The organism is Streptomyces sp. NPDC052682 (assembly GCF_040678435.1).
GTDB lineage: Bacteria > Actinomycetota > Actinomycetes > Streptomycetales > Streptomycetaceae > Streptomyces.
Window position 1 is genome coordinate 1 of the sequence record NZ_JBFATS010000040.1, and the last position, 8,282, is coordinate 8,282.

The window sequence follows — 8,282 nt, forward strand, 5'->3', positions numbered from 1 at the left end:
GGACCGAGATCCGCATCGGGGGTGCCGCATGAGCACCGACCTCGCCCAGGCCGTGGCCGACGCCCGCGCGGCGGAGGACCAGGCCCAGCAGATCGCGCAGATCCTCGCCGTGGTCCAGGCGGTGAACGCCGCCGCTCCCGCCCCGGCCGGGCACGCCGCGTGCAGCTGCTCGCACGGAACGGCCGGCGGCCGGTCCGCCGGGAAGGTCGCCGCGTGGGTCGGCGCCGCCGCAGTCTGCGGCTGCGTCCTCACCGGCCTGTTCCTCGCCGTAGCCCTGACCGCCATCGCGGTCACCGTCGGCGGCTGCGTGTCGTACCTGCTCATCCGCGAGATCCGGAAGGGGAAGTGACCATGCAGAAGCGCTCGATGACCGCCGCCCCGGCGGTCGCCATGACGGCGGTCAGCATGGTGCTGACCCTGGCCGTGGTCGTGATGTGGCTCGGGGACTCGATGCCGTGGGCCGTCGCCCTGGTCGTCGGCCTCGGGCTGGACGGCGGCTGGCTGGCCACCCTCGCGTACGAGCGGCGGCTGGCCCGGCAGGGCGACCACAACCCGGTCGTGACCGGCGTCGGCTGGTTCTTCGGCGCGGTGGCGACCGGCGTCCTGGTCGCCCACGCGCTCGGGGAGGCCTCACCCGGCCCGTGGCTGGCGGTCGCCTGGCTGCCGCTCGCGGCCAAGGCCCTGTGGCTCGTGCATGGGCTGTGGGAGCGCACGGCGCTGACCCCGGACGCGCTCGACAAGATCGCGCGCATCCAGCAGGACGCCCGCGACTGGGCCGCCATCGCCCGTGCCGAGCTGCGCGCTGAGGCGGGCACGGAGGCGACCCGGCTCGACGCCGTGACGGACGCCGGGAAGCGCGTCGCAGACGCTCAGGCTAAGGCGGCCCGGAGGCTCGCGGGGGCCTGGTCAGAGCTGGAGGGCGTCCGGCAGGGCGACGGCACCGGCAGGGCTCTGACCTGCGTGACTGAGCGCGTCACACCCGCGTCACAGGACGCGTCACAGCCCCGCTGGGAGCTCCCGGTATGGGGGCCGGTCGAGCCGGTGGCCGCCATCGAGGCGCCCGCCCTCACCGACGCCCAGCTCGACGAGATCGTGAGGGAGCTGCGGGCCAGCACCAACCCGCCCATGTCGTACAACGCCTTGGCCGCCGCGTTCCGCAAGGCCGGGCACTCCGCCGCCGAGACCCGGCTCCGGGCCGCCTGGAAGCGCGTCACGACCGGACAGGCGGTGGCCCCGTGATCGCCCTCGCCTACCTCGCCACCGTGGCGGTCAGCATCGTGGTCCTGGCGGTGGTCCTGCGCCGCCGTCCGGCCCCGGCCCGGCCGACGCCCCCGGCGCCGGCGCCCGCCCCGGCCGGACTGCCCGCCGGTGCTGAGGCGGAGGTCCGGCTGATCCTCGCCGCCGCCACCCAGCTCGCCGCACGCCTCACCCCTGCCGCCTGACCACCGACGACCCGCCGGGGCCGATACCGTCGGCCCCGGCACTTGAAGGAGACCCTCATGACCCGCTGCCCGGCGGCCCACCCCGATGACCCGACTCCCTGCGACGGCCCGCCCGTCGTGATGGTGCTCGACCGGCAGAACGCCGGGGCGAAGGGCTGCGAGCACCACGGCGCCCGGCTCCTGGCCTCGCTGGAGGGCGGCCGGGTCTACGCCCTGCCGGACGCCCCGGACGGCGCCGCCATCCGCGTCTTCAAGGCCGCTGACGGCATCCGCCCGTTCCCGTGGGTGGAGGACGCGCCGCGCACCCGGCCGGACCAGCTCAGCCGCGCGGAGGCCCGCAGCCTCCGCGACATCGCTGACGGCCGCTGACCAACGACGAAGCCCCGCCGGCCTTTCCGGCGGGGCTCTCTTCGGCCCTCCAAGTCACAGCAGCCCCAAGGACTTCCGGGCGTCGCCCCACTGACTGACTGTCACGTATGGCAGGCTCGTTCCCCACAAGCCCCAGAAATGCGTTGAGGGGCCCGGTCTCTGACCTCCGGGCCCCTCAGCGAACACCAAGATCCATCCGGTTCCTAGGCCACTCAGGATTGGTGCTCACGTAGTGCGTTCCCATGATGCAGGACAACAGGCCCCTGTGGCGACCGCGTCCGACGACGCGTCCCTGACCAGGGGCTTTCGCGTGTCCGGACCCGCCCGCTGCTACTGCGGGAAGCCCCTCACCCAGACCCCCGGCAAGCGCGCCCGCCGCTTCTGCGGCGAGGCGTGCCGCAGCGCCGCCAGGCGCAACCCGGGCGGTTCCAAGCGAGCCGCCGCAGACGCCGTTTCCGCAGGTCAGACCAAAAGCGGTCGCCTCGGTAAAGGGTTGACAGAGTTTTCCAAGAGCGGCCAGACCGACTCTGACCTGACCCGCGAGGAGAAGTCGGCGCGGGCCGCGATCCGGCGGTGGCAGGGCCGGAAGGTCCTCAACCGCACGTCGAAGATCGACGCCTGTCAGGGGTGCGGCGTGCGCATCCTCGACCCGGAGACGGGCGTGATCGTCGCCCGGTCCTCGCGCGGGTACGCGGTGACGATCGGCCTGGTCCGCTGCGGGCGGATCTGGTTCTGCCCGGAGTGCTCGGCAGCGATCCGCCGGGGCCGGACCGAGGAGCTGAAGACCGGCGCCCTGCGCTGGCTGGCCCAGGGCGGCATCCTCGCCGTGGTGGTGCTCACCGCCCGGCACAACCGCACGACGGACCTGGCCCGGCTCGCGGCGGGGCTGTGGGGCGAACCCAAGCTCGACGCGAAGGGCGAGCCGGTGCTCGACCGGTCGGGCAAGCCGCGGCGGGTGCCCGGCGCCTACCAGCGGATGCTGACCGACTCGGCGTTCTACGGGCGGCCCGAGGCGGTCTCCTGGTGGCAGCGCAAGGACGGCTCGTTCGGCCACTCGGTCCGCCCGGCCGAGGACGGCCACCGGCACCGGATCGGGTACGCGGGCATGGTCCGGGCCTCGGAGGTCACGCGCTCGCAGGCCAACGGCTACCACCCGCACATGAACTGCCTGGTGTTCCTCGGGGCCACGCTCGACGGCACCCCGGCCAAGGGCACGGTGACCGGCTACTTCGAGCCCACGGCCGAGGACCTGGAGGCGTGGGAGACCTGGCTGCGGAACTTCTGGACCGAGACGCTGCGGAAGATGGACCCGTCCTGGGCGCCCTCGAAGGAGTGCTTCGAGCGGGACTGCAAGTGCGAGGGCAAGGGCCACGGCGTCATGGTCAAGTTCATCCGGTCGCCCGACGACAAGGCGCTGATCGAGTACCTGACGAAGGTGCAGGACGGCAAGCCGCCGGCGGATTCGGTCCGGGCCGACCTGGACGCGGCGGGCGGGGCCGCGATGGAGACCGTCCGGGCCGACTCCAAGACCGGCCGGGGCCGCAAGTCCATGACGCCGTTCCAGATCCTCTACCGGCTGTGGGACCTGGAGGTTCAGGGCACCGACCCGCGCCAGGCGGAGGGCTACGGCAGGCCGGATCAGCTTCGGGCCTGGTGGGCGGAGTACGAGGAAGCGTTCGCCGGACGGCGTGCCATCGAGTGGACGCGTGGCCTGCGCGGGCACGTCCACCTCGTGGGCGACGACTCCGACGAGACCAACCTCCAGTTCGTCTACGAGGGTGCCGCCAAGGAACCGCTGACGGGCGGCGTCGTCATGACCGGCGACGCGTACGGCACGGTCGAGCGGACCGACGCGGAGAAGGAGATGGAGGCCGTCGTCGTCGGCGAGTTCTACGACTCGGTGGGCGACATGGTCGGCCAGCTCGGAGGCCGGGCCGACCACGTCCGGGTTGCCACCGCCGAGGAACTCGCCAACATCCAGGCGGCCATGCTCGAACGCCTCCAGAGCAAGGCCGAAAAGCGTCGGGCGGAGGTCCTGATGCTGCGGCTGCGCGGCGAGCTGGCCGACGCGCTCGCCGCCCTGCCGGACGACGCGCCGCCCGCCGCCGCCGAAGCTCTGCAGCAGGACTTCTTCCGCAAGCTCATCGCCGCGCAGAAGAAGCCCGCGGCTGCCGCGAACTGACCCCAGTTCGCACTACCTTGCTGCGGGTCGTTACTGCCCTGCAGAACGCTCGCCCGACCGTGCCCGGTCGCCCCGAAAACCTGTCGGGGCCGCCGGGCACGACGGCGTTACTGGGATCAGTAACCCACAACTCGCTGCCGCCACCTACCGCGCGGTTCGGGGTTCCCGGGGACGGGGAACCCCCTTTGTCCTCCACCCGCGTTTGATCTTGTACGGCTGCGCCGCTCGCTGCGCGATGACCTGTCGGTCACACCTCAGGCATTACGAACTGACCTCGGTCCGGCCGCACGCTCGTGCGCTCGTGAATGCAAGAGGTGTGACCGTGTGGATCTTGTCGCCGTGCACGTGTGCACGGGCACGTGTGCACGCGTTGGCGGGGCCGTCGGGTCGTGATGCAAGGGTGTGGCGGTTCGGGGGTTCGTGGGCCGTGCAAATGCTGCGGGCCGGAAGTGCCAGAGGTGCCCGTCGTCCTGGTCGTGCTCGTGGTCCTGGTGCTCGTCGGCGTACGTCATCTCGGAGACGTACGGCGGCGGTCGGTGACGTACTCGAGTACGGCGGCCGGGCTCGTCGACGGCGGCCGCGGATTCCGCCGGCGCCCCGCGTACCGTTCGGCGCCATGAAGCACGAGACTCCGAGGGACGGCGACGGCAACAAGCTGTGCGCCTGGTGCGGTGAGCAGATCCGGCAGTCCGGCGTGGGGCGGAGCCGGGACTACTGCCGCCGCAGCTGTAGGCAGCGGGCGTACGAGGCACGGAAGCAGCGCGAAGCGGTGATCGCCGCCGTGGCGGCGGCCGTCGCGCGCCGAGATTCGTCACGTGTCGAAACCCGCAGCCCCGACGTTCCGTCACGTGACGAAATGAACGCCGCAGTTCCGGGGCCGGTCCGGGAGCAAGCGGCCGATTCGGCGGGCGGTGACTTCCTGCTCGCGCCTCCCGCTGGGAGTCCCCAGGAGTCGCCCGTGTTGCCGGACGCGTGGCGGGCGCCGGCGCCCCGTCGGAGGCTGAGCCGGAACCGGGCGGGGATGCAGGCACAGGCCATGCCGTTGTGGCGGTCGGAAGGTGCGGACGGAGAGCCGGACGCTGAGCCACGACGAGACGGTCAGGGCTGACCAGCTATCCGGCGTCCGCCACATCGCGGCAGCAGCTGCCCCCCATCAGCCCAGGACGGACAGCAAGGTCGCCTCACGCGCCCGCATCTGTGACGGCGGGGGTACGGCGGCCAGCCCCGCTACCGGCCCGGCAGACGGCCGCTCAGCCCCGCCGGGCACCCCTCCCCTCCCCGCCAGCCCGATCTACGAGCACAACGACGAAAGCGCCAGTCGGCGGAGCAGGCGCGCGTAAACCCCGGCGGGATGCCGCTGCGTGGCCGCCTGAGCGGCTTTCAGGCGGCTAGCGGCCCAACCTCCCGCGCGAAGCGTTCCCGATGGCTCAGACGGCCGTCTGTGGCTTCTGGCGGCCCGGTCGGCGGCCGGGGCGGCGCGGGGCGGAGACAGGAGCGCGGACCCGGACGCGGGCCGGGCCGCGCGGCCCGGCAGGGCCGCCTTGATCCAGTAGAGAAATTTTGACCGCACGGCCTCTCGGACCCCTCCCCCGGCGGGCGGTCCGCGCCGCTCGGAACGGGACGCAAAACGGGACCGCCTCGCGCGCGCGCGCGTAGGGCCCCCCTCCCGGAAACCACCGCAAGACCGAAAACCGCAGGTCAAACCACTTGCGCCCCCGCAACCGGGCCGCAAGATCCTTGCGCCCCGGGATTGCGGCATCAGCCGGGCATAGCGGACATGATCCAATGATGGTGTTGCCATCGCGCCGCAAGGCGTGCCATCATCGATTCCGCGATGGGAAATCCATCGCGGCGAAGGGATTGCCATCGCCATGAGTGAAGGGCAGGCAGAGGACTTGGAAGCGACGGTCAACGAGACGATCAGACTCTTGATGACCCGCACCGGCAAGCGGCAGGTTGACGTGGCCGAGGTGATCGGGATCACCAGGGCTTCGCTGTCGCAGCGTCTCTTGGGCAAGTCGAACTGGAAGCTCAACGACCTCCCCAAGGTCGCCAACTACTTCGGTTTGACGGTCGCTGAGCTGCTCTCCGGCTACGCGGCCATCGCCCAGGCCGACCGGCTCCCGCCCGCCAAGGGCGCGGAGGGTCAGGCGCGGCTGTAGCTGTCAGACCCGCCAGATACGAAAGCGGGACGGCCCCCCGCGCGAACGGAAGGGCCGCCCCTCATCCACGAGCACCCTGGAAGGAACCCCGTGGACTACACCGCAGCATTCCGCAAGGTGGCGGAGCCCACCAAGTCGGCGTGGAAGGCGTCGGCCGACGCCACCGCCAACACCCTCGATGCGCTCGCCCCGGCGTTCGCCCCGTTCGCGGCCCGCTGGGACGCGGAGGCTGACCGCCGGATGGCGCTTCGGACCCCGGAGAACTTGAAGGCGCTGATCGACGCGCAGCGCGCTCACACGTCGGCGCGGTCGACGGCCGCGACCGCCGCGAGCCAGAGGAGGGCCGCACGGGCGGCCAGCAAGAACCCGTTCAACAGCGCCCGCCGCGCCGCGCGTACGGCGGACAAGGCCGCGACCGGTCACGCCAAGGTCGCCCGGTCCAAGCTCAAGGAGGCCAAGAAGAACTACCCGATGACGCTGCGGCAGCTCGCCGTTCGCGTGCACGCCGCGCACGTCGTCCCGGCCGGGGTCGCCTCCTACGTGATGAGCACGCCGGACGACTGGGCGATGTGGCCGGCGGGAACCTCGCTCGGGCTCATCGCGCTCAACGCGGGCGCGCTGTTCCTCGGTCGCCGCGAGGTGCGCGTGCAGCTCGACGACGACCTGTCGGCCGAGGAGCGCCGTCTGATGGAGCGGCTGGCCCCGACGTACTGGGTGCAGCACGCGGAGGAGCGCGGCCTGTCCGGCACGCTCACCGAGCACCCCGAGATCACGGCGGCCGGGATCGTCTGCGGCGTCCGGCTGGACGGCCGTTGGTCCGCGAAGGCCCTGGCCGCTCAGGCGGATCAGGTCCGCGCCCTGCTCGGCATGAAGACCGAGACCCGGATGCAGATCAGCCGTGGCAGCCACGGCGACCGCGCGCTGATCGTGATCCGGACCCGGTCCGCGTCGGACGGAGTCTCGATGATCTGGACGCCGGACCACGTCGGCATCGGCGTGGACGAGGTGACCGGAGAGTTCGTTGACCTGCCGCTCAAGGCCGGAACGCACATCCTGGCCGCCGGACGCACCGGCATGGGCAAGTCCGTGAGCTGGCGCCCGCTCGTGATGCGGGCCGTGATGGACGACGACTGGACGGCGATCGTCATCGACCCCAAGCGGCAGGAGGCGATCGGCTGGCAGCACTGCCTGCGGTGCGTCGGCCAGGAGACCGACCGCGAGGAGCGTCTCGCGCGCATCTACGGGATGGCCCAGGAGCTGACCCGCGAGATGCACCGCCGCCAGGGCATGGCCACCGGCTCCACCTGGGTGCCGGACGGGCGGCCGGAGAACCGCAACCTCCTGGTCGTCATCGACGAGGGCGCGGCCATCGTCCGGATGTCCAAGCAGAAGCAGTACGCCGACGTCCTCGACCTGTTCGAGGAGCTGTGGTCCGAGGCCCGCAGCGTGGGCTTCCAGTTCGTGTGGGCGACGCAGTTCCCGACCAAGGCCGTGGGCGTCCCGGCGGCCGTGAAGGAGAACATGAGCGCGTTCCTGTCCCTCACGGTCAACCCCGGCGAGGCGGAGCGCGCGATCTTCGGCGAGACCGCCCAGCAGGAAGGCTGGCTGCCCTCCAAGCTCGACGGCATCCCCGGCCGGGCGATGCTCCAGTACAAGAAGCGCACCCCCGACCCGCTGCGCCTGTGGCACGTCACGGACGGCATGATCGCCGGACTGCCCAAGGCCGAGCCGTGGCACAGCCCGGTGTCGACCCTCCCGGCGGTACCGGCGCCCGCCCCGGCCCCGGAGGTCGAGGCGGTGCGCCCGGCCCTGCGCCTGGTGAAGGACGGCGGTGACTTCCTGCTCGCCCCGCCCGCGGCTGAGGCGCCGGCCGTCCCCGACGACCTGACGGACAACCAGCGCGCCGTGCTCACGACGGTCCGGGACGGCGCGTCGACGAATGCCGAGATCGCCAAGGCCACCGGGCTTAACCCCGGCTCCGTCGCCCGCGCGGTCGACGCCCTGGTCAAGCGCGGGCTGCTCGCCAAGGACGGGACCGAGATCCGCATCGGGGGTGCCGCATGAGCACCGACCTCGCCCAGGCCGTGGCCGACGCCCGCGCGGCGGAGGACCAGGCCCAGCAGATCG

The 8,282-nt window shown here is 72.3% G+C and carries 8 protein-coding genes; all 8 read left to right on the plus strand.

Going from position 1 to position 8,282, the window contains the following annotated elements:
• The first annotated feature begins 28 nt into the window (after positions 1-28).
• Positions 29-349 carry a hypothetical protein gene (locus tag AB0K80_RS33625; protein ID WP_365676316.1) on the plus strand — a complete coding sequence of 107 codons (321 nt, stop codon included), beginning with the start codon at positions 29-31 and terminating at the stop codon, positions 347-349.
• 2 nt (positions 350-351) lie between these two features.
• On the plus strand, positions 352-1,239 hold the full coding sequence (locus AB0K80_RS33630; protein WP_365676318.1) for a protein spdB: 888 nt from the start codon (positions 352-354) through the stop codon (positions 1,237-1,239).
• Entirely contained in the window at positions 1,236-1,442 is a 207-nt protein-coding gene (locus AB0K80_RS33635) for a hypothetical protein (RefSeq protein ID WP_365676320.1), read from the plus strand. The genes AB0K80_RS33630 and AB0K80_RS33635 overlap by 4 nt, the downstream gene beginning before the upstream one ends.
• A gap of 57 nt (positions 1,443-1,499) precedes the next feature.
• The gene (locus AB0K80_RS33640; protein ID WP_365676322.1) at positions 1,500-1,811 is read left to right on the plus strand and encodes a hypothetical protein; all 312 of its coding nucleotides are present in this window, start codon (positions 1,500-1,502) and stop codon (positions 1,809-1,811) included.
• Between the two features lie 493 nt (positions 1,812-2,304).
• On the plus strand, positions 2,305-3,993 hold the full coding sequence (locus AB0K80_RS33645) for a replication protein (protein ID WP_365676324.1): 1,689 nt from the start codon (positions 2,305-2,307) through the stop codon (positions 3,991-3,993).
• A 458-nt stretch (positions 3,994-4,451) separates the two neighbouring features.
• Positions 4,452-4,613: a hypothetical protein gene (locus AB0K80_RS33650; RefSeq protein ID WP_365676326.1), complete on the plus strand. Its 162-nt coding sequence runs from the start codon at positions 4,452-4,454 to the stop codon at positions 4,611-4,613.
• Between the two features lie 1,251 nt (positions 4,614-5,864).
• Entirely contained in the window at positions 5,865-6,155 is a 291-nt protein-coding gene (locus AB0K80_RS33655; protein WP_365676327.1) for a helix-turn-helix transcriptional regulator, read from the plus strand.
• Between the two features lie 90 nt (positions 6,156-6,245).
• The gene (locus AB0K80_RS33660) at positions 6,246-8,219 is read left to right on the plus strand and encodes a winged helix-turn-helix transcriptional regulator (RefSeq protein WP_365676329.1); all 1,974 of its coding nucleotides are present in this window, start codon (positions 6,246-6,248) and stop codon (positions 8,217-8,219) included.
• Positions 8,220-8,282 lie beyond the last annotated feature (63 nt).

Excerpts from the sequence above, each read along its gene's own strand:
- AB0K80_RS33640 (WP_365676322.1), top strand. The coding sequence starts at position 1,500 with ATGACCCGCTGCCCGGCGGCCCACCCCGATGACCCGACTCCCTGCGAC.
- AB0K80_RS33655 (WP_365676327.1), top strand. The coding sequence starts at position 5,865 with ATGAGTGAAGGGCAGGCAGAGGACTTGGAAGCGACGGTCAACGAGACG.
- AB0K80_RS33625 (WP_365676316.1), top strand. The coding sequence starts at position 29 with ATGAGCACCGACCTCGCCCAGGCCGTGGCCGACGCCCGCGCGGCGGAG.
- AB0K80_RS33630 (WP_365676318.1), top strand. The coding sequence starts at position 352 with ATGCAGAAGCGCTCGATGACCGCCGCCCCGGCGGTCGCCATGACGGCG.